Source organism: Chromobacterium sphagni (assembly GCF_001855555.1).
Taxonomy (GTDB): Bacteria; Pseudomonadota; Gammaproteobacteria; order Burkholderiales; family Chromobacteriaceae; genus Chromobacterium; species Chromobacterium sphagni.
The window spans coordinates 63,333-89,583 of the sequence record NZ_MKCT01000072.1 but is presented as its reverse complement, the minus strand read 5'-3'; the positions used below and the strand labels follow the sequence as shown (position 1 = coordinate 89,583).

Annotated in this window: 26 protein-coding genes and 1 tRNA gene; 14 read left to right on the top strand and 13 right to left on the bottom strand. The window is 64.9% G+C overall.

Annotated features, from left to right (window positions below):
* The first annotated feature begins 96 nt into the window (after positions 1–96).
* Positions 97–789: an SIMPL domain-containing protein gene (locus tag BI344_RS20325; protein ID WP_071114616.1), complete on the top strand. Its 693-nt coding sequence runs from the start codon at positions 97–99 to the stop codon at positions 787–789.
* Positions 790–880: 91 nt separating this feature from the next.
* Positions 881–1,492 (top strand): glutathione S-transferase, encoded by a 612-nt coding sequence (locus BI344_RS20320; RefSeq protein WP_071114615.1) that lies wholly within the window; start codon positions 881–883, stop codon positions 1,490–1,492.
* Between the two features lie 64 nt (positions 1,493–1,556).
* On the opposite strand, the gene BI344_RS20315 is transcribed toward BI344_RS20320, so the two are convergent.
* Positions 1,557–2,243, bottom strand: coding sequence for a DUF1345 domain-containing protein (locus BI344_RS20315; protein ID WP_071114614.1), 687 nt, complete (start codon positions 2,241–2,243; stop codon positions 1,557–1,559).
* A 236-nt stretch (positions 2,244–2,479) separates the two neighbouring features.
* Here BI344_RS20315 and BI344_RS20310 point away from each other — a divergent pair, with 236 nt between their 5' ends.
* The 3 genes from BI344_RS20310 (at position 2,480) to BI344_RS20300 (ending at position 4,562) form a co-directional block, all read left to right on the top strand.
* Positions 2,480–3,250 carry a 2OG-Fe dioxygenase family protein gene (locus BI344_RS20310; protein WP_206600446.1) on the top strand — a complete coding sequence of 257 codons (771 nt, stop codon included), beginning with the start codon at positions 2,480–2,482 and terminating at the stop codon, positions 3,248–3,250.
* Between the two features lie 94 nt (positions 3,251–3,344).
* Positions 3,345–4,091, top strand: a complete 747-nt coding sequence (locus BI344_RS20305; RefSeq protein WP_241499420.1) for a substrate-binding periplasmic protein — start codon at positions 3,345–3,347, stop codon at positions 4,089–4,091.
* A 75-nt stretch (positions 4,092–4,166) separates the two neighbouring features.
* Positions 4,167–4,562 (top strand): YybH family protein, encoded by a 396-nt coding sequence (locus BI344_RS20300; RefSeq protein WP_071114612.1) that lies wholly within the window; start codon positions 4,167–4,169, stop codon positions 4,560–4,562.
* Positions 4,563–4,603: 41 nt separating this feature from the next.
* Here the strand turns inward: BI344_RS20300 and BI344_RS20295 are convergent, their stop codons facing one another.
* From BI344_RS20295 to BI344_RS20280, 4 genes are all read right to left on the bottom strand, one after another.
* Positions 4,604–6,232: a glycosyltransferase family 4 protein gene (locus BI344_RS20295; RefSeq protein WP_071114611.1), complete on the bottom strand. Its 1,629-nt coding sequence runs from the start codon at positions 6,230–6,232 to the stop codon at positions 4,604–4,606.
* A 107-nt stretch (positions 6,233–6,339) separates the two neighbouring features.
* The gene (locus BI344_RS20290) at positions 6,340–6,621 is read right to left on the bottom strand and encodes a hypothetical protein (protein ID WP_071114610.1); all 282 of its coding nucleotides are present in this window, start codon (positions 6,619–6,621) and stop codon (positions 6,340–6,342) included.
* A 124-nt stretch (positions 6,622–6,745) separates the two neighbouring features.
* The gene (locus BI344_RS20285; protein ID WP_071114609.1) at positions 6,746–6,961 is read right to left on the bottom strand and encodes an HP1242/YdcH family protein; all 216 of its coding nucleotides are present in this window, start codon (positions 6,959–6,961) and stop codon (positions 6,746–6,748) included.
* Positions 6,962–7,054: 93 nt separating this feature from the next.
* The gene (locus BI344_RS20280) at positions 7,055–7,945 is read right to left on the bottom strand and encodes an SPFH domain-containing protein (RefSeq protein WP_204378011.1); all 891 of its coding nucleotides are present in this window, start codon (positions 7,943–7,945) and stop codon (positions 7,055–7,057) included.
* A 243-nt stretch (positions 7,946–8,188) separates the two neighbouring features.
* Here BI344_RS20280 and hflK point away from each other — a divergent pair, with 243 nt between their 5' ends.
* The 5 genes from hflK to BI344_RS20255 all read left to right on the top strand — a co-directional run bounded on the left by hflK (position 8,189) and on the right by BI344_RS20255 (position 15,280).
* Positions 8,189–9,220: an FtsH protease activity modulator HflK gene (hflK, locus tag BI344_RS20275; RefSeq protein WP_071114607.1), complete on the top strand. Its 1,032-nt coding sequence runs from the start codon at positions 8,189–8,191 to the stop codon at positions 9,218–9,220.
* On the top strand, positions 9,220–10,098 hold the full coding sequence (hflC, locus tag BI344_RS20270) for a protease modulator HflC (protein WP_071114606.1): 879 nt from the start codon (positions 9,220–9,222) through the stop codon (positions 10,096–10,098). The genes hflK and hflC overlap by 1 nt, the downstream gene beginning before the upstream one ends.
* A complete protein-coding gene (locus BI344_RS20265; protein ID WP_071114605.1) occupies positions 10,095–11,348 on the top strand; it encodes an NRAMP family divalent metal transporter in 1,254 nt (417 codons plus the stop codon). The genes hflC and BI344_RS20265 overlap by 4 nt, the downstream gene beginning before the upstream one ends.
* Before the next feature lie 21 nt (positions 11,349–11,369).
* The gene (locus BI344_RS20260) at positions 11,370–12,449 is read left to right on the top strand and encodes a YjbE family putative metal transport protein (protein WP_071114604.1); all 1,080 of its coding nucleotides are present in this window, start codon (positions 11,370–11,372) and stop codon (positions 12,447–12,449) included.
* A gap of 446 nt (positions 12,450–12,895) precedes the next feature.
* Entirely contained in the window at positions 12,896–15,280 is a 2,385-nt protein-coding gene (locus BI344_RS20255; RefSeq protein WP_071114603.1) for a chitinase C-terminal domain-containing protein, read from the top strand.
* Positions 15,281–15,283: 3 nt separating this feature from the next.
* Here the strand turns inward: BI344_RS20255 and BI344_RS20250 are convergent, their stop codons facing one another.
* Positions 15,284–15,505 (bottom strand): hypothetical protein, encoded by a 222-nt coding sequence (locus tag BI344_RS20250; RefSeq protein WP_071114602.1) that lies wholly within the window; start codon positions 15,503–15,505, stop codon positions 15,284–15,286.
* A gap of 88 nt (positions 15,506–15,593) precedes the next feature.
* On the opposite strand from BI344_RS20250, the gene sgrR reads away from it, so the two are divergent.
* The gene (gene sgrR, locus BI344_RS20245; protein ID WP_071114601.1) at positions 15,594–17,297 is read left to right on the top strand and encodes an HTH-type transcriptional regulator SgrR; all 1,704 of its coding nucleotides are present in this window, start codon (positions 15,594–15,596) and stop codon (positions 17,295–17,297) included.
* On the opposite strand, the gene BI344_RS20240 is transcribed toward sgrR, so the two are convergent.
* Both BI344_RS20240 and BI344_RS25010 read right to left on the bottom strand, forming a co-directional pair.
* Positions 17,291–17,866, bottom strand: a complete 576-nt coding sequence (locus BI344_RS20240; RefSeq protein WP_071114600.1) for a hypothetical protein — start codon at positions 17,864–17,866, stop codon at positions 17,291–17,293. The genes sgrR and BI344_RS20240 overlap by 7 nt on opposite strands.
* Before the next feature lie 33 nt (positions 17,867–17,899).
* Entirely contained in the window at positions 17,900–18,115 is a 216-nt protein-coding gene (locus BI344_RS25010) for a hypothetical protein (RefSeq protein WP_206600445.1), read from the bottom strand.
* Here BI344_RS25010 and BI344_RS24155 point away from each other — a divergent pair.
* Positions 18,114–18,320: a hypothetical protein gene (locus BI344_RS24155; protein ID WP_139167088.1), complete on the top strand. Its 207-nt coding sequence runs from the start codon at positions 18,114–18,116 to the stop codon at positions 18,318–18,320. The genes BI344_RS25010 and BI344_RS24155 overlap by 2 nt on opposite strands.
* 52 nt (positions 18,321–18,372) lie before the next feature.
* Here BI344_RS24155 and BI344_RS23465 read toward each other — a convergent pair whose 3' ends face one another.
* The 5 genes from BI344_RS23465 to BI344_RS20215 are packed head-to-tail and all read right to left on the bottom strand — an operon-like array spanning position 18,373 to position 23,516.
* Positions 18,373–18,927 (bottom strand): hypothetical protein, encoded by a 555-nt coding sequence (locus BI344_RS23465; protein ID WP_071114599.1) that lies wholly within the window; start codon positions 18,925–18,927, stop codon positions 18,373–18,375.
* Positions 18,924–19,709 (bottom strand): methyl-accepting chemotaxis protein, encoded by a 786-nt coding sequence (locus tag BI344_RS25540; protein ID WP_083338739.1) that lies wholly within the window; start codon positions 19,707–19,709, stop codon positions 18,924–18,926. Before BI344_RS25540 ends, BI344_RS23465 begins: the two co-directional genes overlap by 4 nt.
* Positions 19,710–19,757: 48 nt before the next feature.
* Entirely contained in the window at positions 19,758–20,126 is a 369-nt protein-coding gene (locus BI344_RS20225; protein ID WP_071114598.1) for a response regulator, read from the bottom strand.
* Between the two features lie 31 nt (positions 20,127–20,157).
* Complete coding sequence (locus BI344_RS20220; protein WP_071114597.1) at positions 20,158–21,135, bottom strand: chemotaxis protein CheX; 978 nt, start codon at positions 21,133–21,135, stop codon at positions 20,158–20,160.
* An 11-nt stretch (positions 21,136–21,146) separates the two neighbouring features.
* Positions 21,147–23,516 (bottom strand): HAMP domain-containing protein, encoded by a 2,370-nt coding sequence (locus BI344_RS20215; protein WP_071114596.1) that lies wholly within the window; start codon positions 23,514–23,516, stop codon positions 21,147–21,149.
* 427 nt (positions 23,517–23,943) lie between these two features.
* Between BI344_RS20215 and BI344_RS20210 the strand changes: the two genes are divergently transcribed.
* Together BI344_RS20210 and BI344_RS20205 are read left to right on the top strand one after the other, a co-directional pair.
* Positions 23,944–24,017, top strand: a tRNA-Gly gene (locus tag BI344_RS20210).
* A gap of 58 nt (positions 24,018–24,075) precedes the next feature.
* Positions 24,076–26,226, top strand: coding sequence for an AsmA family protein (locus BI344_RS20205; protein ID WP_071114595.1), 2,151 nt, complete (start codon positions 24,076–24,078; stop codon positions 26,224–26,226).
* The last annotated feature ends 25 nt before the right edge of the window (positions 26,227–26,251 follow it).

Genomic DNA, 26,251 nt, shown 5'->3' with positions numbered 1-26,251 from the left:
CGCTCGGCCATTTTCACACTGCCGGCGCGGAACCAGCCCTTGCCAAGCGGATCGAAGCGGAGTCTACTTCCAGCCACACTTCGCCAAGGAGCCAAAATGAAAAAATCCCGCCTGAAGCCCATGCTTTTGTGCTGCCTGCTGACCACCGCCGCGCCGCTGGCCGCCGCAGAAGGTATCCAGCTCAACTTGTCGGCCAGCGCCCAGCGCGACATCGCCAACGACCAGATCAGCGCCACCCTGTATGTGCAACAAAGCAACAGCCAGGCCGCGGTGCTGGCCGACAGGCTGAACAAGGCCACCGCCAACGGCCTGGCCCAGGGCCGCGCCTACGGCCATGTGCAGCTGTCCAGCGGCAGCTACAGCACCTGGCCCAGCTATGACAAGAACGGCAAGATCACCGGCTGGCAGGGCCGCTCCGAAATCCAGCTCAAGAGCAAGGACTTCACCCAGGCCGCAGAGCTGATCGCCAAATTGCAACAGACAATGCTGCTGGAGGGCGTGCAGTTCGGCGTCTCCGACGAGGCCCGCCGCAACGCCGAACAGGGCATGATCCCCGAAGCCATCGCCAGCCTGAAAAACCAGGCGGAAGTGGCCGCGCGCGCGCTGGGCAAGAACGCCGTCAGCATCCAGCAGCTTGACATCGGCCAGCAGAACCATGGCTTCCGGCCTCCGGTGATGATGATGAAATCCGCGATGGCATCCGGCGAGGCCAATGTCAGCCAACCTGATCTGCAGCCGGGGCAAACCCAGCTGCAACTGCAGGTCAGCGGCAAGGTCGAACTCAAGTAAGGCTTTCAGCCCCGGCCGGCTTGCGCTAAAGTAAGCTCTGGTCGGCCCTAGGGCCGACGCCTCCCTCCGACTTCTCGCCATCGCCTCGAACATGAAACTGATCGCTTCTTTGACCAGCCCTTACGCCCGCAAGGTCCGCATCGTGCTGGCTGAAAAGAAAATCGACTGCCCGCTTGAGGAGGACACGCCCTGGAGCGAGGACAGCCGCGTCCCGGAATTCAACCCCCTGGGCAAGGTGCCGGCGCTGGAACTGGACGACGGTTCCACGCTGTACGACTCGCGCGTCATCGTCGAATACCTGGACAACAGCTCGCCGGTTTCGCGGCTGCTGCCGCAGGACAATCGCCAGCTGATAGGCACCCGGCGCTGGGAAGCGCTGGCCGACGGCATCATAGACGCGATGGTCGCCATCGTGCTGGAGCGCCGCCGCCCGCCGGAAAAGCAGATGGAGGAAGTGGTGGAACGCCAGCGCGGCAAGATCGTCCGCGGCTTGCAAACCCTGTCGCAGGATCTGGGGGAGAAACCATGGTGCACCAGCAACGGCTACAGCCTGGCCGACATCGCGGTGGGCTGCTGCCTGGGCTATCTGGACTTCCGCGCGCCGGAACTGGACTGGCGCGCCAGCCATCCCAACCTGGACGCGCTGCTGCAAAGGCTGTCCACCCGCCAGTCCTTCATCGACACCGAGCCGCCCGACGCCTGAGCCGCAGGCCGACGATAGAAAACGCCACCGCTTGCCGGTGGCGTTTTGTCTTGCGCCGGCCGGCTCAGATCAATCCGGCGGCGATATTGATCATCAGCGCCAGCACGGTGGCGTTGAAGAAGAAGGACAACACGCAATGCGCGGTGCCGGTGCGGCGCTGGCGGCTATCGGTGAAGCTGACGTCGGCGGTCTGGCCGGAGGTGCCTATGATGAAGGCGAAATAGAGGAAGTCGGCGTAATCCGGCAACCGGGTGCCGGGAAACTCCAGCCCGCCCGATCCGCCGCGCGCATGCTCGGCATAAAAATTGCGCGCGTAATGCAGCGCGAACATCACATGGGTGAACGCCCACGACGACAGCAACGTCATCACCGCCAGCAGAATGTGCGCGCCGCGCAGCCAGCCATGCATGTCCTTGACCACCGCCAGCTCCATCACGATGGCCGCCAGGCTGGCGATCGCCGCCAGCACCACCAGCAGCATCACCAGCCACTGGCCCTCGTCCTCCAGCCGCGCCCAATGGCGGATCTGCTGCTGACGCGGGCCAAACATCATCCAGGCCACCAAGGCCAGATACAGCCAGGCGCCGGCGTTCCAGCCGACGATGTAGCGGGTGACGTCGTGCATCGCGACGAGATAGGGCAGGCACAACACCACCAACAGGCCGAACAGCGCCGACCACACCAGCCTGGGCCTGGCCAGCAGCATGCGGATGACGATGAAACGGCGGACGACAGGAAACCAGAGGCTCATAAGGCTGTTTCACTCCTTGTAATCTGATGGAACCATAATGCCGCTAACGCTTGCGCGTCCGGCCATCTTGCAGCATTGCGCAACTTCAGCCAAGCCATGGCGGGCTCTTCAGGTATTTATTCATGTCACAACTGTTTTGCATGGAAACATAAAATTCAATTTAAATAAAATTGTTTGTTTTTTAATGCATTTGTCGCAAAATTAGTAAACAAATGACAAGAACCGGGGAGACAAAGATGACAACAGCACTCAGCGCCACCCAGCTGCACACGCTGCAAAATCAGGACATTCAACTGGAAACTCTGTGCCAGCGCATGGCGCGCCAGGATTTCTGCCTGCTGCCGGCCCAGCTGTCGCGCAGCCTGCTGCTGCAGCACGATCCGGACGGGCTGGCCGACTGGACCGCATTCCAAGACAGCTGGAACCATCTGCAGCAGGACAAATTCATGGCCGACGGCGGCAGCTACCGCCAGCGGCTGCACGCTACCCTCAGCGCCGAACCGTCGGCGCGGCGCGCCCGGGCCGAAGCTCACCAGCCCCATTATCAAAGCCGGCAGTACAACCCGCTCAACGGCGGCGTTGCCCGCCACTTCGAGCCGATACGCAACGAGATCCTGCTGGGGGCCACCATGCAGTCGGTGCTGGGCTTGGGCTGCGCAGTGTTCGGCAAGCTGGCCCCCTATACCCACTGGCATATCGAGGCCCACCAGTTCCGCATCGAAGCCCGCAACCGCCAGCATGGCAAGCCCACCCCCGAAGGCATACACCGCGACGGCGTGCACTTCCTGCTGATGATGATGGTGCGGCGGAGCAATCTGGTGAACGGCGCCACCGAACTCTACGACCTGGAGCACCAGCCTATGGCCGAATTCACGCTCAGCGATCCGCTGGATATCGCCCTGGTCAACGACGAACGCGTGCTGCACGGCGTCACCCCGGTGGCGCAACTGGACCCCGGCCGCGAAGGTACCCGCGACGTGCTGCTTCTGAGTTTCCGCCGCCGCTGAAGCCATCTCGCCGCCGCCGCCAAAATGGTAATCTTGCTTTCCTATGCTGTCAGTCATAACAGCAAGGGCAATGGGCGGGATAGGGGGAAACACAGTGGCCAGAAATATCGCGATGCTGATAGCGGCGGCATGCTGCTGCAGCGGCGCCGCCGCCGCGGCAACAGACATTCACGCCTATACCGAGGATGTGCCGCCGCTCAACTATCTTGATGGCGGCAGCATAAAAGGATACTCGACCGAAGTGCTGCGACTGGTGGCCAAGGAAGCCGGCCTGAGCCTCGACATCGATGCCCTGCCCTGGCTGCGGGCCTACGCCAAAGTCGAGGAAACACCGGACACGCTGCTATACACCATCGTGCGCACGCCGGAGCGCGAGCAGCAATTCCTCTGGGTCGGCCCCATCGGCCCGCGCCGCATCTACCTGTACCGGCTGGCGGCGCGCGACGACATCCGCATCGCTTCGCAGAACGATCTGCAGCGCTACCACAATGGCGCGCTGGCCGGCTCGGCCGCGGCCAATCAGCTCGCCGCGCAGGGCTTGCAGTCGGGCAGCGCGCTGGATATCGGCCGCAGCGACGCCACCAACCTGAAAAAACTGCAACTGGGACGCCTGGATCTGGTGGCCATGCTGGATTGGGCGATGGCCTGGCAGCTGCGCCTGCAAAGGGAGCCGGGAAAATCGGTCACCCCCGCGCTGCTGCTGGACGGCAAGCGGGAATACTGGTTCGCGCTGAACCGGAAAACGCCGCCGGAGCGGATCAGGCGGCTGCAGGACGCACTCAACCGCATCCGCGCCGATGGCCGTCTCCAAGCCATCCGCCGCCACTACCGCAGCGACTGACGCGGCGCGGCCCCTTGCCGAAAATGTCAAACGCATTTACCGTGAATCCGGTATTGAACCCATCCAGGACCCCAGATGCACAACCATCCCATCGCCCGGCTGGTCGCCGCCGCCGACGCGGCCATCAACGCGGAAGACTTTGACCGGCTGCTGGATTTCTACGCCGACGACGCCGTGCTGGTGATCCGTCCCGGGCAGAACGCCAGCGGCAAGGCGCAGATCCGCCAGGCTTTCGTCGCCATCGCCGCCTACTTCAACCACAGCCTGCAGGTGACCCAGGACGCGCTGCACATCCTGCAAAACGGCAATACCGCGCTGGTGCTGGCCAAAACCCGCATCAGGTCGGATCAGCTGGGTGAAACCTGCCGCGACGCCACCTATGTGTTCGGCCTGGACGCCAATGGCGACTGGCACTGCACCATAGACAACTCCTACGGCCATCGGCTGCTGGACCAGCCGCAGCCGGCATGAGCGAATCCGGCGCTGCCTATCCTAGCCAGGAGGCGCCGGTATCACCCCGCCAGCCGCAACAGGCCGTATTTGAGCAGCCAGCCCAGTTGGTAGTCGATATGGTCGGCGGCCACCGGCAATTGGCCCTGCACCATGCGCCGGATCGATGCCGCCGTCTGCGGCCCGGCCAGCAGCGCCTGCACCGTGTGGCTGAGCAGCTCGCCGCTGCCCAGCAGCGCCACTTCGGCATAGGTGGCCGGCATCGGCAGCTCGGCGCGCAGGATGGCATGCGCCAACGCGGTCAACTCCAACATCAACTCATCCGCCAGATGGCGCGTCGGGTAGTCGTGGAAGATGGCCGACATGGCCGGCCTGCCCTGCGCCGCCGCCGGCGGCAATCCGGCCGCGTCGGCCTCGCGCTTGAGCTGGCGCCAGGCCGCGTCGTAGCCCTGGATCACCGCGCGCCAGGAATATTCCGCCTGCGCCACGGCCCGTCCGCGCTCGCCCATCTGCCGACGCAAAGCGGGATTGTCGGCCAGCGCTATCAACCGCCGGCCAAACGCATCCATGTCCAGCGCCACGCCTTGGGCATAGATCAGCGAGGACAGGTTGGGCTCCAGCACCTCCAGCATATCGCCCACCACTTGCGGCGGCCGGGTGGCCAGGGTGGGAATGCGGAAGCCGGTATCGCCATCGCGCACCAGGTCGCGGTAGCCGTCGAAATCGGACGCCACCACCGGCAAACCGGCAGCCATCGCCTCGATGATGGAGATGCCGAAGGTTTCCTGGAAATTGTCCACCGGCGACACGAACACCTCGGCCGCGCTCAGCAGCGCGTGCTTGTCGGCGTCGCTGACCGGCCCGAGCACGGCCACCGCGCCTTCCAACCTCAACTCCGCCACCACCTGCCTGAGATTGTCCAGATCGCTGGCCGAAGCACCGCCGGCCAGCAGCAGCCGCCAGTCGGTGCCCGGCCCCTCCAGCCGCAAGCGGGCCAGCAGATACAGCATCGGCACCAGGTCGGCCTTGGTGGCGGCCGACAGCCTGCCGACATAGAGCAGATAGAAGCCGCCATCCGCCAGGCCCAGCTGCTTGCGGCTGGCGGCGCGGTCGCGCCGGGTGAAATACTCCTCGTCCACGCCCAATGGCAGCAACCGGCAGGCTGGCCGGCTGCCGGTGCCGCCCGCCATCGCGTGATCGAGATGGCGCTCCACCACCCCCATGCCCAGCGTGGAGGTGCAGAACAGCGCGTCCCCCGGCAGCAGCGGCGCGGCGGCCAGCGCCGCCACTTTGTCGAACATGTCGCCGCCGTTCAGGCTGTGGATCGGTGCGGTCAGGGGCAGCGGATGGCTGGCATGGCGTGCGCGCAGGCGCGCCATCTTGGACAGATACCAGTACCAGTCGCCCAGGTGGAAAGCGGAAAAGTCGGTGCGCGACAGCGCGTCCGGCACATTGAAATGATGGGACAACACCACCTTGGACAGCAGCGCGTCGTCGACGCAGGCCTCCAGCCGCTGCTGCACCAGCTTCAGGTTGTCCAGCGTGGGGCAGAACAGATGGAATTCGTCGAAATCCGCATAACGCAGCAAGGCCTGCAGAAAACCGAAGTTGGCAACCAGCCGCCCCAGCTTGAGATCGGCTTCCGGGCTTTCCACAAAAGAATCGATGCTGCCGAACACCCGCTTGCCCATTGCGCCTCCTGGCTATCCATTCAGCGCCGCAGTCTGGGCCGCGCCGGCGCCGAAAGGACCGGCGCGGCGCTATTGTCCACCAGCGCGCCCGGCGCTGGCAATCACGCCTACTCGGCCTCCAGCTCCGCCATCAACTGCTCGGCGGTGGTAAAAGACGCCAGTGCCGCGCGCAGGCGGTTGAAAGCCTGGGCGGCCTTGTCCGGATGCTTGGCGAACGGCACCAAGCCATCGTAGTGCCAGCCGGCGGCGGCCAGCGCCTGCTTGCGGAAATTCATGCCCTCGTTGCCGCCGCCGCCGATATTGACCAGCGCCTGCTCGATCAGGGTGTGCGGCAACGGGGTGCGGCTGAGGGTGACAAAATGGCTGCTGTGGATTTCATCGAAATGCATGGAGGCCTTCCCCGTGGTCTGGAATTGTTTTTTAGTTTTAGTCGCAACTTTCTCAATGCGCTGACCGGAAATGCAAAACCGGAGCGCATGGCTCCGGCCGATGGAGAAAACGGCGGCAGCGGACTCAGGACGTGTGCGCTTTCAACAGGACGTACAGTTCATCCTTCAGCTTCAGTTTTTCCTTCTTCAGGTTTTCAATCTCCAGCGCCGAGGCCTGGACAATGCGCGCTTCCATGTTCTTGATCTGCTGATCCAGTTGGTTGTGCAGGTCGAACAGGCGGCCAAAATGCGGGTCTTCGGTTTTCAGGCGGGAAATCAGATCGCGGTATTCGGGAAACATGAGCAAGCTCCTGGGTGGGTAGGGATGGCCGACCGTAGCCGGCCATGAGTCATGCTAACGTCAAATCCAGCCCTGCGGCTTGATCTGACGCAGTCATTTCTGCGCCGGCGCCGGCAGGTTGAGCAGCATGCCGCCGCCGTCTCCGCCGCTGACCACGCTGGGCATCTGGCCGTTCCATTTGTCGATATAGGCGCGCTGCAGCTTCAGCCTCTCCCAGGCCAGCAGCCTGTCGTCCAAGGAAGAGGCCAGCGCGCGGTTGGCGGCCGCCTCGCCTTCGGCGATGGCCACCTTCTTCTTCGCCTCGGCGGTGGCTGCGCGCACTTCGTTCTCGGTGCGGATCGAGTCCTGGATCGCCTTGGTCTTGGCATTCACCGCATTCGCCAGTTCCGGCGGCGGCCGCAGCGCGCCAACCAGGCCGAACTGCTGGATGGAAACGCCTATCGGCATGGTGCGCCGGTTAAGCTCCGCCGCCACCCGACTGAGAAACTCCTCCTTCTTCACGCCGTTGACGTCGTCGAAGCTGTATTCCGAACCGATGGCCACCACGATGTTGCGCGCGGTGTCGCGCAGATAGCCGTGGGTCCAGTTGCTGATGTCGTCGGCGCGAAAGCGGGTGTAGAACGCCGGCACCTTGTCGGCGCTCAGCAGATAGGACACCGCCACGTCTATCGACACCGGCACTGAATCCTTGGTGTTGAAACTCAATTCCTCGTTGGAGGCCCCGCCTTCGTTGGCGGAGCGGGTCCACACCTCGCGCTGGACGAAGGTGGGATACACCACCACCACGCTCTGGATCGGATTGAAGAACACAAAGCCGGTGACCACGTTTTCCTTGCTGATGCCGCGGTCCACCAGCCGGTTGATCTTGATGCCGGTATAGCCGGGGTTGATCACGGTCCAGCTCAACACGGTCTTGTCCAGCACATTCGCCAGGATGATCAGCGCCAGCACGCCTCCAGCTACCTTCAATAAGAATCGCGTCAACGGTTGCATCCACAGACCCCTTCAGACGGGCAACGAAGCTGCCGGCGCCGTTCACCGGCCATCTGCCCGATAAGCCAGCATACGTCCGCCGCGCCACGATATGCAATAAAGGTAAAATCGGCGCGCGCTTGCCGTCCGCCAAAGCTTGCCGCAATAGGTTAAATTGGCAACGGATGTCATCCTGTCGGCATCCGCCGCGTTAAACCCAACTAATAGCATGGTTAAAATCAGGATACGCCCCGCATGCAGAGCCCTACCCCTCCTCTTCCGCCCGCTCCGGACTCGCCGCTCGCCTCCCTGAGCCGGCGCGCCGACCATACGCTGGAGCTGCTCGGCATGCGGGGCAAGGGCCTGGCGCTGCTGGGCGGGCTGATCGCCGTCGGCTGGCTCGCCTCCGGCATCTACCGGGTGGAGCCGGACGAACAGGGCGTGGTGCAGCGCTTCGGCAGTTGGAGCGACACCACCTCGGCTGGCCTGCACTATCATCTGCCGTGGCCGGTGGAGACCATCCAGCTGCCCAAGGTCACCCAGATCAAGCAGCTGAAGCTGGCCAATATCTACGAAGGCTCGCCGCCGGACGCCGCCGATCCGCGCGAAAAGCAAATGCTGACCGGCGACGAGAACATCGTCGAGGCTGACTGCGCGGTGTTCTGGCGCATCAAGGACGCCGGCCAGTTCCTGTTCCGCGCCAAGGAGCCCGAACTGGCGCTGCGCATCACCGCCGAAGGTGCGCTGCGCGAGGTAATCTCGCGCACCCCGATCCAGGCGGCGATGTCCAACCGCCGCCAACAGGTGGCCGAGGAAACCCGCGCCCTGATCCAGCAGCGGCTGGACGCGCAGCAGGCTGGCGTCCTGATCACACAGGTCCAGCTGCAGCGGGTGGACCCGCCGGCGGCGGTGATAGACGCCTTCAACGACGTGCAGCGCGCCCGCGCCGACCAGGAGCGCGCCCGCAACGAGGCGCAGGCCTACAGCAATGACATCCTGCCCAAGGCGCGCGGCGAGGCCGAACGCATCCGCCAGGAGTCGGAAGCCTACCGCAGCCAGGTGATCAACCTGGCCCAGGGCGAGGCCAAGCGCTTCGGCTCGGTCTACCAGACCTATGCCCAGGCCAAGGACGTCACCGCCTGGCGCCTGTATCTGGAAAGCATGGACGACATGCTGAAAAAGGCCAGCAAGGTGGTGATAGACGGCTCCGGCAAGAACGGCAGCGGCGTGCTGCCGCTGCTGCAGCTGCAGGACAAACCCAAGGCCGCCGGCAAGGAGAACCGCTGATGAACAGGCAATGGCGCGGAATCGGCTGGGCGGCGGGCATCGCCGGCCTGTGGCTGGCGTTGTCGGCGCAATACACGCTGAACGAGGGGCAAAAGGCGCTGGTGGTGCGGCTGGGCGCGCCGGTGGACGTCAACAGCGAACCCGGCCTCAAGTTCAAGTGGCCGCTGATAGACAGCGTGCAGTATTACGACACCCGACTGCAGATGCTGGCGCCGCCGCCGGAACAGGTGATCCTGGGCGACGAGAAGCGGCTGGAGGTGGAAACCTACACCCGCTACCGCATCGCCGACACCCTGCGCTTCTACCAGGCGCTGCGCACCGAGGAGCAGGCGCGCGCGCAGCTGACCCAGCTGGTGAGCACCTCGCTCAGGCGCGAGCTGGGCAAGGCGCCGCTCTCCGACCTGCTGTCGCCGCGCCGCCTCGCCATCGTCGCGCGCATCCAGCAGGAGGTGACCGAACGCGCCCGCCCGCTGGGCCTGGAGGTGACCGAGGTGCAGCTGCACCGCGCCGACCTACCGCTGGAAACCAGCCAGGCCATCTACGACCGGATGAAATCGGCGCGCCAGCAGGAAGCCAAGGAATTGCGCGCCCAGGGCGCGGAATGGGCGCAGCAGATCCAGGCCAAGGCCGACCGCGACCGCACCGTGATCCTGTCCGAGGCGCAGCGCCAAAGCGCCATCACCCATGGCGAGGCCGACGCCGAGGCCGGTCGCACCTTGGCCCAGGCCTTCAGCCGCGACCCCAAGTTCTACAAGTTCTACCGCTCGCTGCAGACCTACCGCCAGTCGCTCGCCGACTCCTCGCCGGTGCTGGTGCTGTCGCCGGATTCGGCGCTGCTGCATGATCTGAAGAACGGCCCAGCCGGGGCCAAGCCATGAGCGAAGCCGGCATGCTGCTGCAAGCCGCCACGCTGCGCCGACTGCGCCATCTGCTGGCAGCCATCGGCCCCGGCCTGGTGGTGATGCTGGCCGATACCGAAACTGGCAGCGTGATCGCCGCGGCGCAGAGCGGCGCGCACTGGGGCTACCGCATGCTGCCGCTGCTGCTGCTCTTGATTCCGCTACTCTACATGGCGCAGGAGCTGACGATACGGCTGGCGCTGGGCACCGGGAAAAGCTATGGCGAGTTGGTGCGCCAGCGCTGGGGACGTCGCGCCGAACTGGCTTCGGCAGCCCTGCTGCTGACCAGTTGCCTGGGGGCGCTGGCCACCCAGCTCAGCGGCCTGGCCGGCGTCGGCCAGTTGTTCGGCATCCCGGTGTGGCACACCATAGGGCTATTGTGTGCGCTGATTTTCATTATGGTCTGCACCGGCAGTTACCGTTCGGTAGAACGCATCGCCATTGGCCTGGGCGTGTTCGAGCTGGCCTTCCTGGCCGAAGCCTGGCTGGCCAGGCCCGATCCCGGCCAGATGCTGGCCCAGCTCACCCAGCTGCCGCTGGGCAACCACGACTTCCTGCTGCTCGCCGCCGCCAACATTGGCACCTGCATCATGCCGTGGACGCTGTGCTACCAGCAGTCGGCGATGCTGGACAAGGGACTGACGCTGGCCGACCTGAAACCGGCGCGGCTGGACACGCTGATCGGCGCCATCTTGTGCCAGGTGATCACCGCCGGGATCCTGATCGCCGCCGCGGCAGCCTTCGGCAACGGCGCCGGCGGCGAGAGCCTGGACACCATCCCGCAAATCGCCGGCGGCTTCACCCTCTTGTTGGGCCCCACCGGCGGCAAGCTGCTGTTCGCGCTGGCGCTGTCCGGCGGCGCGCTGGTCGCCACCATCGTGGTGTGCCTGTCCAGCGCCTGGACGCTGGGCGAGTTGGCCGGCAAGCGCGAATCGCTGGAAAAACATCCGCTGGAAGCCCCGTGGTTCTACGGCAGCTTCGCGGCGATGCTGATGGTGACCGGCGCGCTGGTGTCGTCGGGCGTCAATCTGGTCAAGCTGTCCATCGCCACCTCGGTCGCCAATGCCTTGCTGCTGCCGGTCATGCTGGCCGGACTGTACTGGCTGGCCAGCCGCGAGCTCCCCCCGCCGCTGAAGCCCGGGCGCGGCTACCGCCTGCTGCTGGCGGCGCTGTTTGTCCTGGTCGCCGGCTTCAGCCTGTATTCCGGCCTGGTCGGCAGCCTGGGCTAACGCCTCATACTGGATGAATCCATGGAACCCGACAGCCTAGCCCACGCCTTCGGCCTGACTTTCCAGGTCTCGTTTCTCGACCTGATCCTCAGCGGCGACAACGCGCTGGTGATCGCGCTGGCCTGCCGCGCGCTGCCGGACGAGCTGCGCCGCCGCGCGGTGCTGTGGGGCACCGGCTTCGCCATCGCGCTGCGCCTCCTGCTCACCGCCCTCACCGGCGTGCTGCTGATGGTGCCGATGCTCAAGCTGATAGGCGCCGCCGTCCTGCTGGTGATCGCCATACAGCTATTGCTGGGGGAAGACGGCGCGGGCGACGACGGCGCGCAGCTGGCGCAACAGGCCGGGCACAGCCGGCAGCTGTGGAACGCGGTGATGCTGGTGGTGAGCGCCGACCTGGCGCTAAGCCTGGACAATGTGGTGGCGCTGGCCGCCGCCGCCCAGGGCAGCCTGCTGTTCCTGCTTTTCGGCCTGCTGCTCAGCGTGCCCTTGCTGATGTACGGCAGCCTGTTGCTGGCCAGGCTGATGGACGGCTACCCGCTGCTGATCCCCGCCGGCGCGGCGGTGCTGGGCTGGCTCGCTGGCAGCCTGGCAGTGTCCGATCCGCTGTGGAGCGACTGGGTGGCCGCGCAGGCCCCGGCGCTGCAGATCGCGGTGCCGCTGCTCGCCGCCGTGTTCGTGATCGTCGAAAGCCGCATCATCCGCGAACAGCGCCGCTCCCTGCCCGCCATGCCGCCGCTGCAACTGCTCTCCCCGCTCACCCGCCGCCTGGCCATGCTGGGCGAGGCCGGCATCGCGGGTGCCCCCCCCTCCGCCCCTGCCGGCGCCGCCGAGCCCCTGGAGTCCGTCGCCGTCCGCCAGGCCACGCCTCAAATCAAAGCCCCGGCCACCGAACCGGAGCCCGCAGCGCTCACAGCGCCCAATCAGCCCGCGGCGCCGGACAGCGAAGAAGCCGGCGACGCCAGCCTCAGTCCGCCGCTCAAGGCGCTGGTGATGGCGGCGACCGTCATCGGCGCGCTGGCGCTGGCCTGGCTGGCCTGGCATCTGCTGAGCCAGGGCTTCCTGCCCGCGCCCAATCACCACCCGATGTCGCCGCACCACTGAGCCCCTCCCGGCGGGCTCCGCCCGCTGGAAAACCTCCTGACAGCCCCTGCCGGATGGTCTGTATCTGGTATGTAATTTACCTACTGTCGCCCACGCCATCCTGCCTCCATTTGCCGGCCCTCCCGGCAATGTGACGTAGGCGCGCTACACTTTTCCGTCCCAGCCTGGCGATTTCCCTTCCACTCCCTCGCCGCGTCCGCCGCCGGCCAAACGGGTCGATGCCGCGCAACAAAACCGCACACGCCCTTTCTAGTCCAGCCTGTCAGTCCAAGGCGACGCCTCGGGCCACTCCTTCAATTGCGATGATTTCAAGCACACCTGACAAAAAGAACAGGGGCATTTTTAATCCTAACCACTACATTCCATTTGTTAATACCACTTAAATACAAGTGGCCGCATCTTTCACCGCCGCACCATCACTACCATCACTAAAACAGGAGGACAGAGTGAGCAAAACCCTGATGCTTTTGAAGGGCGGGCTGGCAGCCGGAGCCTTGGGCGGGGCCGCGCTGCTGGCCAGCACCGGCGCCGTCACCGGCAGCCCCTTCCAGCCGCTGCAGGCCGCCTGGCTGGTCAAGACCGCCGACGCCACATGCACCGATCCGACCTGGAGCGCGGCCACCGTCTATACCGGCGGCCAGCGCGTCAGCTACCAGAACCAGACCTGGCAGGCAAAATGGTGGACCCAGGGCAATACCCCTGCGGCCGGCGACGCCAGCCCCTGGCAACTGATAGGCCAGTGCGGCGGCGGCAACCCCAATCCCCCGCCCGATCCGCCTCTGGTGCAAGTGCCCGCTCCCGCCGGCAACGCGCTGTGTCGGCCGGAAGCGTTGGCGCAGACCAGCGGCGTCGACGTGCCCTACTGCGCGGTCTACAAGCAAGGCGGCAATGAACAGCTGGCCAACGGCAGCCGCAAGCGCATCATCGGCTACTTCACCAGCTGGCGCACCGGCAAGGACGGCAGCCCGGCCTATCTGGTGAACAACATCCCGTGGGGCAAGCTCACCCACATCAACTACGCCTTCGCCCATGTGGACGGCAACAACCAGCTGTCGGTCAACGACAGCGCAGCCGGCAACCCGGCCACCGACATGACCTGGCCCGGCGTGGCCGGCGCCGAGATGGACGCCAGCCTGCCATACAAGGGCCATTTCAACCTGCTGACCCAATACAAGCGCAAATTCCCCGGCGTGAAAACGCTGATCTCGGTGGGTGGCTGGGCCGAAACCGGCGGCTACTTCGACGCCTCTGGCAAGCGCGTGGCCAGCGGCGGCTTCTACAGCATGACCGTCAACGCCGACGGCAGCGTCAATCAGGCCGGCATCAACGCCTTCTCCGACTCCGCGGTGGCTTTCCTGCGCAAGTACGGCTTTGACGGCGTGGACATCGACTTCGAATACCCGACCTCGATGAACAACGCCGGCAACCCGTTGGACTGGACCTTCTCCAACGCGCGCCTGGGCTCGCTGACCAAGGGCTATGTCGCGCTGCTGCAGACGCTGCGCGACCGGCTGGACCGCGCCGCAGCCCAGGACGGCCACTACTACCAGATCACCGCCGCGGTGCCGGCCTCCGGCTACCTGCTGCGCGGCATGGAAACCTTCCAGGGCCTGAAGTACCTGGACTTCGTCAATGTGATGTCGTATGACCTGCACGGCGCGTGGAACCGCTTCGTCGGCCCCAACGCCGCGCTGTACGACGACGGCAAGGACGCCGAACTGACCTTCTGGAACGTCTACGGCACCGCGCAGTACGGCAATATCGGCTATCTCAACACCGACTGGGCCTACCACTACTACCGCGGCGGCCTGCCGTCCTCCCGCGTCAACATGGGCGTGCCCTACTACACCCGCGGCTGGAAGAACGTCATCGGCGGCAGCAATGGCCTGTGGGGCAGCGCGGTGGGCAGTAACTGCCCGACGGGGCTCACCGAATGCGGCGACGGCGCGGTGGGGATAGACAATATCTGGCACGATCTGGACGACAACGGCAAGGAGATCCCCGGCGGCTCCAACCCGATGTGGCACGCCAAGAACCTGGAAAAAGGCATCGCCGGCAGCTATCTCGCGTCCTACGGCATCGACACCAGCCAGCAGATCAACCAGCTAACCGGCACTTACCAGCGCAATTACAACGCCACCCTGGCGGCGCCGTGGCTGTGGAACGCCGGCAAGAACGTGTTCCTGTCCACCGAGGATGAGCAGTCGATCGCGCAGAAGGCGGCCTGGATCGATTCCAACAACATCGGCGGCGTGATGTTCTGGGAGCTGGCCGGCGACTACGACTGGAACGCACAGCGCAACAACGGCCAGGGCGAGTACTACATCGGCAATACCCTGACCAACCTGCTGTACAACACCTTCAGCCAGCCGGCCAAGGTCAGCGCCCGCCGCGCCGACGCCGCGCCGGCCCCGGCGGCGGCCATCGATGTCGGCTTCAGCCTGGGTGGCTTCGCGCTGGGCGACAACAACTATCCGATCAATCCCAAGCTCACCATTACCAACCGCTCCGGCACCACCCTGCCTGGCGGCACCGAGTTCCAGTTCGACGTGCCGACCTCGGCGCCGGCCAATATCGCCGACCAGTCGGGCTTCGGGCTCAAGGTGATCAGCACCGGCCACAGCGGCAGCAATGTCGGCGGCCTGAAAGGCGACTTCAACCGGGTATCGGTGAAGCTGCCCAGCTGGCAGAGCCTGGGCGCCGGACAGAGTGTCAGCCTGGACGTGGTGTACTACCTGCCGATTTCCGGCCCCAGCCACTACACCGTCACCCTCAACGGCAAGGTGTACGCCATCCGCGACGAGGCGCCCTATCTGCCCTATCTGAAGTAAGCCTCAACCGGCCCGCCGCAGCCGCGGGCCAGCAAGTTTCTCCGCGTCCTCTCGTTGCGGCCGGGTCTCACCGGCCGCTTTTTTTTCATCCTCGCCATCAGCCGTCAATGGCCACTGCATCACGTCGCCCAGCTGAATCAGGGCGCTCCGCGGAGAGATCCCGAAGCGCGACGACTGGCGGGAAAGATAGTCTTGGTAGTAACGGGCGAAATCATCGGTTTTCATGCTGGACTCCTTGCCATGGAGCCGTTATTGTCACGCTAATAACAGGAAGAAAAAATTGCTGAAATTGATAAGATAAATTTCCTCATTTATGCCGACTCAACGACTTCTGCAACAGTACAGCCGCCTGTACCAGCACTTCGCCGGCCAGGACGCCGCCACCTCGCTGCAGCAACTGGCGGACATCCTGCACTGCACCCGCCGCCACATGCGCAGCCTGCTGGCACAAATGCAGCAGCGGGGCTGGCTGGACTGGCAATCGCGCGCCGGCCGCGGCCAGCGCTCGCTATTGCGCTTCGCCCAAAGCATGGCGCAATTGCAGCGGCAGCAAGCGGCGCAGCTGCTGGAGCTGGGGCGGGTGGAACAGGCGGCGGCGCTGCTGGGCGACGACCCGCAGCAGCTGGCCGCCATCCTGCTGGCCAGGCTGGGCCGGCGCTGGAGCCAGGACCGGCAGCTGCTGGGCGTTCCCTACTACCGCCCGATGCCCAATCTTTATCCCGGCACGCCGCTGCGACGCTCCGAGCGCCACCTGGTGAGCCAGATCTTCAACGGTCTGACGCGGATAAACGAGGAAAAAGGGGAAGTGGAAGGCGATCTGGCGCATCACTGGCAGCAGCATGGCGACGCCGAATGGCACTTCCACCTGCGCCCCGCCGTGCGCTGGCACGATGGCCGGGAGCTGACCCAGGACGACATCGCCGCCACCTTGCGCCGGCTGCGCGCGCTGCCGTTGTTCTCGCACCTGCGCGGCATCCGCCGCCTGGCGCCGCACAGCCTGGCGCTGGAGTTGAGCGAACCCGACCGCTGGCTGCCGTGGCTGCTGGCCGACAGCGCGGCGCTGATGCTGCCTGCCGACCACGCCGAACGCCCCGGCTTCGCCTCGCAGCCAGTGGGCACCGGCCCGTACCGCGTAGCGGCCAACGGCGCGCACCGGCTGTCGCTGCAGGCCTTCGACGACTACTTCGGCTACCGCGCGCTGCTGGACCAGGTGGATATCTGGATGATGCCCAAACTGGGCGACGAACTGGAACTGGGCGCGCCCGGCATCTGCGACCTGACGGTGGAAATCAACCCGCGGCCGGTCCACCCGCAGACCGAGATGTCGCTGGAAGCCGGCGTGTACTTCCTGCTGTGTGACGGCCGCGCGCCGGCAATGCGGCAACAGGACACGCGGCAATGGCTGGCCCAGGTGCTATCGCCGCTGGCCATCATGCAGCAAACCGCGCCGGCGGTGCGCCAGTACTGGGTGGCCGCCTCCGGCCTGCTGCCGCGCTGGCACCATGCCAAGCCGCTGCCGATCGCCGCCGCGGCGCCACTAACGCGGCTGCGGCTGGCGTTTTACGAACAACATCCGGAATACCAGCAGATAGCCGACGCCATCGCGCGCTGCCTGCAGCCATACCGGGTGGAGCTGGAGTGCCGGCAGCACAGCTACAGCGACTGGGAGCAGGGCTGCGGCGAGGCCGACCTGTGGCTGGGCTCGGTCAACTTCACCCGCTCCACCGACTACGCCATCCCCGCCTGGCTGCTGGGCACCCCGTTGCTGCGCCGCTGCCTGGCATCCGGCTTGCCGCTTGACGACTGGCTGCACAACTGGCGACAGGGCAAGCAGGATGCGCACGAACTGTCCGCCGCCGTGGTGCAGCAACACTGGCTGCTGCCGCTGTTCCACAACTGGCTGCGGCTGAACGGCCCCGGGCAAATGGAGGACTTCCGCCTCAACAGCCTGGGCTGGTTCGATTTCAAATCGGTCTGGCTGCGGCCCGAGGGGATGTCGGCCGCGCCAGCTCAGTGATACGGCAGCTGGTAAATCTTCAGACCGGGCAAAGCCATCGGATTGACCGACACCACCATCCCGGTGCCGTAATCGACGATCAGCGGGTGCCGGGCCGGATCGCATGGCATCGCTTCCCAGCCATCGCGGTCGCCACCGGCGATGTTCACCGAAGTCGGCCCCACGCCGTCCGGCTTCTGATCCAGATTGCTGAGCTTGAGCGCATTGGCGAGGTCGCCGGACAAAAATAGCGGCCGGATACCCTGCGGCGCATTGCGCACGCACAGGAAGGACTGGTAGTAGCGCACCTTGCGGTCATTGATCAGATAAAAATTCTTGTCGTAGATGGCCTCGTTCACCACATAGGCCACATCGCGCGGTAGCCCGCTGGCCCCGGCGGCATTGACGATGAACTTCTGCCCCGGCGATATGCAGGCTAGGCGCTGATCCAGCCAGACATCGTCCATTCCCCGCGCCTGGCATTTCAGCGCCCCCCGGTACGGCTGCACGGCCTCGGCAGCCTGGGCCGCGCCGAGCGACAAAATCGCCAGCGCCATTCCCGACAGCGCGGCCTGCGACAACCTGAGCATCTTCCGCCTTACCTGCAAATTATTTGAAACCATTTAGTCTGTTTCCTGAAACCCGTCTCCCCTCCTGGCCGCTGCGGCGCCATCGCCGCGGCGGCTTTGATCACCCGGTGTCCTCAAAATGGCAATTTTCTTGTTTTCACGCCGCCATGACCGGTCGATGCCGCCTGACGAATGCGCTAGGATAAGCCCGAGAAAACACAATGTCATCCCCAATGCATTGGTAAAAATATTAGGCATGACAATTGACATGAAATCCACCCGCCTCAGTCCTCTCGCCGGTATGCGCCGGACGAAATCGACCCGGCTGCCCATCATCCTGGGCGGCAGCGGCCGCATCGTGCATGCATGGGTCTGGGCGGACCATTACCACGCTGAGATAGACAATGGCCTTGACGAGGATTGCGCGCCGCTCGGCATCCGGTCCGGCCACTGCGGCGCCGGTCGCTCAGGATAGGGATGGAATGCCGACGGCGATTTTCCGCGCCGGCAGCCGGAGCGCTAAAGGCTCAGAACAGCTCCAACTCGCCGGCGCTCTCCTCCACAAGCATCGGCGGGCGATAGCGGAAATCCAGGCTGGCGCCGGTGGACAGATAAAGGCAGGTGGTCATCCAGAAGCGGGCCCCCTCCGCCATCTCCACCTCATAGCCGCGACGCAGCGCGGCGCCCAGCATGTCGATGTGCCGCAGACAGCCGCCGCCCAAGCCCAGCGGGGTGGACATGCCGACATGGCGGAAGGGCACGCACAAGGAGCGGTTGACCGCACCGCTGATCAGATTGGCCATCTCGCCATGGGCATCGCGCAACGCATGCCGGTCCAGCGGCGCATGGCTGCGCGTCCAACTGGCCAATTGCGCGCGCAGCGCCGGGCTGTCGTCGAAATGGAACAACATGGCGAAGCGGAAGTGGTAGGACGAGATATTCAGCAGGATCAGCTCATTGGCCGCCGGATCCGCCTTGGGCATGGCCTGGCCCAACGCATGCACCATGCAAGCCCCGCAGCTGTCGAGCAAGGCCTGGCGGCAGATCAGGTCCAGCGACTCGGCGGCGGCGGCCGAGATCATGCCGCCCCCTCGCTGTCCAGCCTTGCCAGGATCCGTTCGCTGGACGCCTTCAGGCCGAACACCGCAGTGCGTATCATGTTGCCGCAGGCCTGCAAGTCCTGGAAGGTGGCGGTGGTAACCAGGTCGTTGCGCTCCAGGTTTTTCTTGTACTCGCCGGACAACTCGGCGGCGTTGCCGGCAAGCTGCCGTACGCCGTCGGCCACCACCGAGAAGCCGCGGCCGTGCTCGCCGGCACGGGCCGCCTCGATGGAGGCGTTGAGCGCCAGCATCACCACGCTCTTGACGATGGTGGCGAAGCTTTCGTTCTGCTCCTTCAAGCGGCGGTTGTTCACCAGGATGGCCTGCATTTCCTCGTGCCAGCGCTCTATGGTTTTCACCAGGCCCAGCAATAGCTCGACATCGCCGGCCAGCACCGCCTGCTCGCTGCGCAGCGCCGCGCGCACCTGCTCGAGCGCCTGCAGCGATTCCTGGCGCGATTGCGTCAGCGCTTCGCGGCGCGCCTGCTCGGCCAGCCGCTCCGCCTCCTCCGGCATCCGCTGCAATTGCTGCTGCAGCGCCAGCAGCGCCGATTGATGGCGCGCCTCGGCCTCCTTCAGCCGCAACAGGCTGCGCGCCTCCGCCGTCTCCTGCGGTTCGCGCCGCTCCAGCAAAGCAATGCGGGCATCGCGCTCCGCCAGCTTCAGGCGGCAACGGCGGCATTCGCGCCAAAATCCGCAGCCAAACAAGCAAGACAGCGCCAGCCCAAGGCCGGCGCAGACGAAACTCACATTTACTGCATCCATCTGGATTCTTCTCTCACGCATCCGCCGCGATGGCCGCGGCTGCAAGCCTCAAGCGCTAACCAGCTTCTTGAAGGTGGGCAACACCGCCGCGCCGTTGAACGGCTTGACAATCCAGCCCTTGACGCCGGCGGCCTTGCCGCGCTCCTTCATCGCCGAGCTGTTCTCGGTGGTGAGCATGATCACGTTGACCGCGGCGTTCTTCAGCTCGTTGCGGATTTTCTCGGCCATGGTCAGGCCGTCCATATTCGGCATGTTGACGTCGCTGACCACCAGCTTGATGGCGGGATCGGCGCGCAGCTTGTCCAGCCCGTCCCTGCCGTCCACCGCGGCCACCACCGAAATGCCGTTGGCCTTGAGAAAGTCGCACACTTCTTTGCGCACTGTGCTGGAGTCGTCAACCATCAATACCTGAGCCATTTCCCATCCTCGTCCTGATTGCACTGCAAGTTCAAAAGAGTTCAAGCTCGCCGGATTCGACCAGCGACTCGACACTTGGGTTTTCCTGGAATTCGTCCGGCGCCCAGCACAGGTTAAACACGAAACGCTGCACCAGCGTGACACCCGGCGCATCCGCGCGCTCGCGGTCGCGCAACTGGTACTTGATGCACAGCTGCGGGTCGTCGGAGCCGAAGGAGATATAGCGCCGCTGGTGGTTGACGATGATGGGCACCTGGGTCAGCAGCGACGCCGACTGCTGGTTGGCGCCGCCGGCGTAGCGGTTCTTGAACGAGCCCCAGATCAGGTTGGTGGCCTCGCCCAGCGCGCTGTTGAGCTGGCGGAAATCCATGCCCTGCCCGGCTTCCGGCGCCAGCAGCCCCATCAGCGGCGCCTCTTCGGCCTGCAGCATCATGTAGCCGCGGCACCAGCTGCTCTCGATGGCGATCAGCGTGAACATCTCGCCATAGACGATGCGGTCTTTCACTGCCAGGAAAGGCGACTGCACCGCCACTTCGCAGCGCAGAAACAGCATTTCCAGCGCGCTCTTGCTCATTTCGGCGATGCCGCGCACCAGTTCATTGGGGTAGATGCGGCTGAAGATCGACGAGGCCAGCGCGGCGCGCAGCATCTGCAAATCGCTCAGCGCGTAGCCGCAGCAGAACATCAGCGCGTCGCGCTCGGACAGCCCGGCCAGACTGGATGATTGCTCGCGGCGGTAAAAGATGGGCAGCTCCGGCCTGACGGCCTGGATGCGCCGCGCCAGCTCCAGCCCCTGCAGCTTGCCGCCGTAGTGTTCGAACAACATGATGCCGCCCAGGTCGACATTGGAGCGCAGGATGGACATCACGCTGTCGGCGCCGGCGCGCTGCGGGCGGATGCAGATCAGCTCATGCTCATGGCAAAAATGCTTGAGGCTGCCGGAATAAACGGCGCTGTCGTCCAGCACCAGCACCTTGGTGCGCAGGCAGGCCTGCGTGGCGGCGTCCATTGTCCGCCCGCTCAAACCAGGCTGGCGTCGACGACGCCAAGCGGCGCAACGGCGCGCGGCTCCATCGGCACCGCGCAGCTGTCAGGCAGAATCACCACCGTCGCGAAGCGGCGGAAGTCCATGCCCCGCTCCTCATCCAGGAAGCGCAGCTCTATCCGGCCGTGCTCGCGCTTGATAAAGGACTGCACCGCGTCCATGCCCACGCCGCGGCCGGACACCTCGGTGATCTGGGCGGCGGTGGAGAAGCCGGGACGGAAGATCAACTGCGCCACTTCCTCATCGCTGAGGCCGGCGCTGTCGGTTATCCAGCCCTGGCGCTCGGCCCGCTCGCGGATGCGCCCCAGCGCCAGGCCGCGGCCGTCGTCCGTCAGGCTCAGCTCCAGCCGGCCGTCCGCCACCGTCAAGTCCAGCGCGATGCTGCCGCGCGCCGGCTTGCCCAGCGCCTGGCGCTCGTCAACCGCCTCCAGGCCGTGGTCCAGCGAGTTGCGCATCAGATGCATGAACGCGTTCTTCAGCGTGGCGGATATCTGGTTGCGCAGCACGTAGCCGTGGTCGCGGATCCGCACCTGCGGCTCGGCCTTGCCCAGTTCGCGCGCCAGCGAAGGCAAGGACTCCAGCACGCCCGACAGGATTTCGCCCACCGGCTCGGTGCCCATCCGGTTGAGCACGCCGCGCACGCTATTGTGCACGGCGATCAGCTCGTGCAGATTGCCGGTGTTGACGGTTTCTAGCCGCTGCAGGGTTTCGCGTATCTGCTCGCGGTCCACCAGCAGGTAATCGCCGCCGCCGGCCCGACCCGGACCCTTGCGGCCCAGGCTCACCTCGTTGACGCGGGCGTAATGCTCGACGCCGTCGCGCACGCTTTCCAACTCCTCCAGCAACTGGGTCTGGTCCCAGGCGATGGCCGGCTGCGGCTGGCGCAGCTGTTGGTAGCTCTGCTCGGCCAGGTGCACGATGTTGGTGAGCTGGGACAGCCCGTAGGTGCGGGCATTGCCCTTGATGGTGTGCATATTGCGGAACAGCTGGTTGATCGCCTCGGCGTCGCCACGCGGATGCTGGCGGATCAACTGCTCGTTGTCGCCGACGAAGCGGATGGAGCTGGTGATGAAGTCGTGGAACTTGTCCTGGCTCACCGCCAGGATTTCGCCGATGACCGCCAGTTCGCGCTTCTGCTCGTTGGCCTCGGCGGCCAGCGCCTTCAGTTCGGTCACATCGCGCACGCACAGCATCAGCCGCTCCACCCGGCCATGCTCGTCGGCGATGATGGACCAGTTCAAATCCAGTATCTTGACCCGGCCGTCGGCGCAGCGCTTTTCCAGCTCTCCCGCCAGCAGGTGCTGGTTGAATTCGAAATTCATGCTGTCTTCGCCCAGGCAGGAGGCGATGGCGGCCTCCAGCTGCGACAGCTGGTCCGCGCCCAAGCGGCAGTCGGCGAACAACAGCTCAATCAGATTGCGGCCGGCGATGTCGCGCGTCTCCAGGATGGTCTCCAGATGCGCCGAGTACTCCTGGTGCACCGCCAGGCCGTCGACGATGGTGAGGATGCCCTGCGGGATGTTCTGCAGCATGGCCTGAATGTCGCCCGACTTCTGCCGCAACAGCGCGCTGCTCTCCTCGATGCGCGCCACCATGCGGTTGAAGGCGACGATGGACTTGCCGACCTCATCTTCGCGCTCCACCGGCACGCGGCGCGAGAAGTCCTGCCTGTCGGCGATATCGCTCATGGTGGCCTGCATGCTGCGGATCGGGCCGACAATCTGGCGGTACAGCAGCCAGCCCAGGCCTCCCAGCAGCAGCAAGGCCGCCACGGTCACCGACGCCAGGGTGGCGGCGGCGCCGGACAGGCTGCGGTTCAGGGTGAGGATGGCGTCGTCCTTGCTGCGGTTTTTCTCCACGCGCAAGGTGGTGACGATCTGCTGCAGATTGTCGTGGTACTGCAGCACGCCGCCGGCATAGGTGGCATCGGCCAGGTCGTTCTGGCCGCTCTGCTTGAACTGGATGGCGTCGTCGATGGAACCGAGATAGCTGTCGAACACATCCTGCGCCTGGCTGACCAAGCCGCTCTGCACCGTGTTGCTGGCCATTTTCTTCTGCAGCGCCAGCTGCGCGCGCAGCGCCCTCTCGCGGGCGGCCAGTTGCTCCCTGGCTTGCGCCTGCAAGCCGGCATCGCCAGTCTGCAGCGCGCTCATCGTCGCCAGCTGCACATCCTTCAACGCCGCGATCAGATCGGCCGAGGCCAGCGCGCTCGGCACTTCGCCTTCCGTAACGGACTTCACCGCCGCGGCATTGGCGTCCGACTTCCATACCGCGTAAGCGCCAATGGCGAGGATGGACAGAAAGCTGACCGACACCAGCAAGAGAATCCGGTTGCGTATATTCATGAGCCGCCCAGCGGTGATTTTGTTAGAGTTTAAACAGTATTCTTTTTAATAATTACTGAGCATATTGTTCCAAAACCCGATGACAGGCTCATGACAGTATCAAGCCGTCAAAACCACGCCACCGCGCTGAGACTCCAGAGGCGGCGGCAGCCCCTGAGGAACGCGCTAGCCATCGATTGAAACCGCCGGGGAAACAGCCGTAGCCGCGGACTGCCGGCCAAGCGGGTCGGCACGCTGGCCCCAGGTCAAAACGGCTGGCAGACCGATTTCGCCATCGCAATCGGCATGATTCTTTTCACATCAGCCACTTAGCAGACACAAATCCGCAACCACCGCAAAAAGCGGCGTCAGCTGATGCTTTTGTTGCGCCGCAAAACCTTGCCAACCCCTGAGAAACCCGCTAAATTCGTCGGCTCTAGCGAAGCGCGCGGGTGTAGCTCAATGGTAGAGCAGAAGCTTCCCAAGCTTACGACGAGGGTTCGATTCCCTTCACCCGCTCCACAGGCTTCCCACTACCCGTCTCCAATACTTCATGCATAGCCTCTCCGAGCGATCTCCGATGAAATTGAACTCAGGCCGGCTGTGGCTAAGAATCGCGACTTACGGCACCTTGGCCGTGGTTTTGCTGCTGGTATTGATCCGCGCGTTGATCTACTGGCAATTCGACGAAGCTGCCGTGCGCAGCACCCTGACCCATGCGCTGAATGATACCGGCCGCACCATACATATCGATGGCCGCATCACTCCCGCCTTCTTCCCCTATCCCGGCATAGACATAGAAAAAGTCAGCGTCAGCGAGCCGGGCAAACCAGACGTTTTCGCCCGGGTGGAATTGCTGCGCGTATCGCTGGCCTGGATGCCGCTGTTGCTGGGCAACCGCGAAATCAAAGGCGTCGAGCTGTACGGCGCCAACGCCAGCATTTCCCGCGGCCTGGACGGCCGGCTGAACATCGCCGATTTGTTCCAGCGCCACAGCCAGGACAACTACCGCATCAAGCTGGATCAGCTGCGCATTCGCGAAGGCACGCTGCTGCTCTCCGACCAGCCCACCCATACCGACAAGCGCTTCTCCAGCATCAGCCTGGACGCCGACGACCTGCGCAGCACCGCCAGCGTCAGCGCCGGCGCCATCCTGGACGACGACAAGCGGCCGGTGCGGCTGGCGCTGAACACCCCGCTGGCGATCCAGGACGATCAGGTCAGCCTGCCGCAACTGGAAGCGGTGGCCATCAGCAACATCCAGGGGCTGGGCGAAACCAAACTCACCATCACCGGCCAGTACAAGCTCAACTTCGCCTCGCTGCAGGCTACCGGCAACGACGTCACCGTCGACTTCACCAGCGACCGCCCCAGCAGCGAAGTGAAGTTGGCGCTGCCGCAGATCAACGCCAGCCTGCACGAACTGACCATGCCCTCCGGCAGCCTGAGCGCCAAGCTGATCTATGCCCGCAGCCAGTACCAGCTGCAAGCCCAGCTGGACAACCTCAAGCTGAGCGAAGGCGGACTGTACGCCGACAAGCTGGACGGCGAGTTCAACTGGCTGGCCGGCAGCACCAAGGTCAATGTCAAACTCAACGCGCCATTCTCGCTGGCCGGCATGAACCAGTTGCTGATGCAGCCGCTGAAGCTCACCAGCACCATCGCCACGCCGGCGCTGCCGCGCGGCAAGCTGGTCACCAGCATGGAAGGCTCGCTGGACGGCGACATCGACGAGCCGCGCTTCAATCTGCGCGTGGCCGGCAAGCTCGATGGCTCCGACGTCTCCGCCACCCTCAGCCAGTACGGCCTGATCAAGCCGCGCCACGAAGCCACGCTGAACATAGGCAAGCTGGACCTGAACCGCTACCTGCCGGAAACCCAGGGCGATCCGGTGGCCATCTTCCAGAACACCAATGAGATTCCGCTGGACTGGCTGGACTTCTTCGACCTCAACGGCAAGGTGGCGATAGGCGAGCTGGCGATGGGCCGCTTCCGCATCAACCACATCAGCAGCAATGTGCGGATCAACCCACGCGCGCTGGAGCTGGACCAGATGTCAGCCGACATCTACGACGGCCGCCTGCAGGGCGACGCCACCCTGAGCCGGCGCGACGTGCCGCACCTGGCGGTGAAGCAGACGCTGCAGGGCATGAAGATCCGCCCGCTGCTGGTGGACCTGTTCAACTTCGGCCGGCTGGATGGCAAGGGCAACGGCAAGATAGACATCAGCGCCGACGGCAAGTCGTTCGCCGAGCTGCGCAACACCCTCAACGGCGACGCCGCCTTCAGCCTGAACAACGGCGCGCTCACCGGCATAGACCTGGTGGCCGCGTTGAAGAATCTGCCGGCGGAGCTGAAGGAGTGGAACAGCACCGCGCAGAACGACCAGAAGACCACCTTCTCCACGCTGTCCACCAGCTTCAAGCTGGACAAGGGCATCGCCCGCAACCAGGACCTGAAGCTGGCCTCGCAACTGGTGAACGTGAACGGCGGCGGCAAGATAGACCTGAAGCAGAGCATCGTCGACTACACGATGGATGTGCAGGCCAATCCGCAGGAGTTCGCCAAGCTGAAGGGCATGAACGTGCCGCTGAAGATCACCGGCCCGATCAACGCGCCGGTGTACGCGCTGGACTTCAATGCGATGGTGAAGGGCAAGAAGACCGAGGGAGAGAAGAAGCAAGCGCTGAAGCAACAGTTGCAGAAGCAGATCACCACCATCCTGCCCTGACCCGGCAAAGAAAAGGCCCCGCTTC

Excerpts from the sequence above, each read along its gene's own strand:
- BI344_RS24155 (WP_139167088.1), top strand. The coding sequence starts at position 18,114 with ATGAAATCCACCCGCCTCAGTCCTCTCGCCGGTATGCGCCGGACGAAA.
- BI344_RS20310 (WP_206600446.1), top strand. The coding sequence starts at position 2,480 with ATGACAACAGCACTCAGCGCCACCCAGCTGCACACGCTGCAAAATCAG.
- BI344_RS20250 (WP_071114602.1), bottom strand. The coding sequence starts at position 15,505 with ATGAAAACCGATGATTTCGCCCGTTACTACCAAGACTATCTTTCCCGC.
- BI344_RS20285 (WP_071114609.1), bottom strand. The coding sequence starts at position 6,961 with ATGTTTCCCGAATACCGCGATCTGATTTCCCGCCTGAAAACCGAAGAC.
- BI344_RS20320 (WP_071114615.1), top strand. The coding sequence starts at position 881 with ATGAAACTGATCGCTTCTTTGACCAGCCCTTACGCCCGCAAGGTCCGC.
- hflC (WP_071114606.1), top strand. The coding sequence starts at position 9,220 with ATGAACAGGCAATGGCGCGGAATCGGCTGGGCGGCGGGCATCGCCGGC.
- hflK (WP_071114607.1), top strand. The coding sequence starts at position 8,189 with ATGCAGAGCCCTACCCCTCCTCTTCCGCCCGCTCCGGACTCGCCGCTC.
- BI344_RS20300 (WP_071114612.1), top strand. The coding sequence starts at position 4,167 with ATGCACAACCATCCCATCGCCCGGCTGGTCGCCGCCGCCGACGCGGCC.
- BI344_RS20220 (WP_071114597.1), bottom strand. The coding sequence starts at position 21,135 with ATGGACGCCGCCACGCAGGCCTGCCTGCGCACCAAGGTGCTGGTGCTG.
- BI344_RS20260 (WP_071114604.1), top strand. The coding sequence starts at position 11,370 with ATGGAACCCGACAGCCTAGCCCACGCCTTCGGCCTGACTTTCCAGGTC.
- BI344_RS20205 (WP_071114595.1), top strand. The coding sequence starts at position 24,076 with ATGAAATTGAACTCAGGCCGGCTGTGGCTAAGAATCGCGACTTACGGC.
- BI344_RS23465 (WP_071114599.1), bottom strand. The coding sequence starts at position 18,927 with ATGATCTCGGCCGCCGCCGCCGAGTCGCTGGACCTGATCTGCCGCCAG.
- BI344_RS20325 (WP_071114616.1), top strand. The coding sequence starts at position 97 with ATGAAAAAATCCCGCCTGAAGCCCATGCTTTTGTGCTGCCTGCTGACC.
- BI344_RS25010 (WP_206600445.1), bottom strand. The coding sequence starts at position 18,115 with ATGTCAATTGTCATGCCTAATATTTTTACCAATGCATTGGGGATGACA.
- BI344_RS20295 (WP_071114611.1), bottom strand. The coding sequence starts at position 6,232 with ATGGGCAAGCGGGTGTTCGGCAGCATCGATTCTTTTGTGGAAAGCCCG.
- sgrR (WP_071114601.1), top strand. The coding sequence starts at position 15,594 with ATGCCGACTCAACGACTTCTGCAACAGTACAGCCGCCTGTACCAGCAC.
- BI344_RS20240 (WP_071114600.1), bottom strand. The coding sequence starts at position 17,866 with ATGCTCAGGTTGTCGCAGGCCGCGCTGTCGGGAATGGCGCTGGCGATT.
- BI344_RS20290 (WP_071114610.1), bottom strand. The coding sequence starts at position 6,621 with ATGCATTTCGATGAAATCCACAGCAGCCATTTTGTCACCCTCAGCCGC.
- BI344_RS20225 (WP_071114598.1), bottom strand. The coding sequence starts at position 20,126 with ATGGCTCAGGTATTGATGGTTGACGACTCCAGCACAGTGCGCAAAGAA.
- BI344_RS20265 (WP_071114605.1), top strand. The coding sequence starts at position 10,095 with ATGAGCGAAGCCGGCATGCTGCTGCAAGCCGCCACGCTGCGCCGACTG.
- BI344_RS25540 (WP_083338739.1), bottom strand. The coding sequence starts at position 19,709 with ATGGATGCAGTAAATGTGAGTTTCGTCTGCGCCGGCCTTGGGCTGGCG.
- BI344_RS20315 (WP_071114614.1), bottom strand. The coding sequence starts at position 2,243 with ATGAGCCTCTGGTTTCCTGTCGTCCGCCGTTTCATCGTCATCCGCATG.
- BI344_RS20215 (WP_071114596.1), bottom strand. The coding sequence starts at position 23,516 with ATGAATATACGCAACCGGATTCTCTTGCTGGTGTCGGTCAGCTTTCTG.